Source organism: Yeguia hominis (assembly GCF_014384705.1).
GTDB lineage: Bacteria > Bacillota > Clostridia > Oscillospirales > Acutalibacteraceae > Yeguia > Yeguia hominis.
In genome coordinates this window covers 1-794 of sequence record NZ_JACRSN010000059.1, presented here as the reverse complement: position 1 = coordinate 794, position 794 = coordinate 1, and the positions used below count along the sequence as shown (strand labels likewise).

Below are 794 nucleotides of genomic sequence, written 5' to 3'. Positions count from 1 at the left end.
TCTTTTTTGGGGAAAGTGCAGATGGAAGTCATTTGTGCCATCCTTGAGGAAAAATATCATGTGGAGGCAGAAATAAAAGAGCCTACTGTTATATATATGGAAAGACCGCTTAGAAAAGCAGAATATACCATCCACATAGAAGTCCCGCCAAATCCTTTCTGGGCTTCTGTCGGGTTGTCCATAGAGCCGCTCCCTATTGGAAGCGGAGTGCAGTATGAAAGCAGAGTTTCACTTGGATATTTAAATCAATCGTTCCAAAATGCGGTTATGGAGGGGGTTCTTTATGGCTGCGAGCAGGGGCTGTATGGATGGAAAGTGACAGACTGTAAAATCTGTTTTGAATATGGATTGTATTATAGTCCTGTAAGTACCCCCGCAGACTTTCGGCTGCTTTCCCCTATCGTATTGGAGCAGGCTTTAAAAAAAGCAGGGACAGAACTATTAGAGCCATATCTCCACTTTGAAATTTATGCACCGCAGGAATATCTCTCACGGGCGTATCATGATGCTCCAAGGTATTGTGCAGATATTGTAAGTACTCAGATAAAGAATGACGAGGTCATTCTGAAAGGAGAAATCCCTGCTAGATGTATTCAAGAATACAGGAACGATTTAACTTATTTCACAAATGGGCAGGGAGTCTGCTTGACAGAGTTAAAAGGATACCAGCCAGCTATTGGTAAATTTATTTGCCAACCCCGCCGCCCGAATAGCCGTATAGATAAGGTTCGGCATATGTTCCACAAGTTAGCTTAACAGCTTGCAAAAGTCATATAAAATGAGATTTGAAAGGA

1 pseudogene is annotated in these 794 nt (G+C 42.2%); it reads left to right on the top strand.

The features are described from left to right. Nucleotides 1-756 (top strand): annotated as a pseudogene (gene tet(O) / locus IAG03_RS14080) (tetracycline resistance ribosomal protection protein Tet(O)); the annotation flags it as partial. Nucleotides 757-794 lie beyond the last annotated feature (38 nt).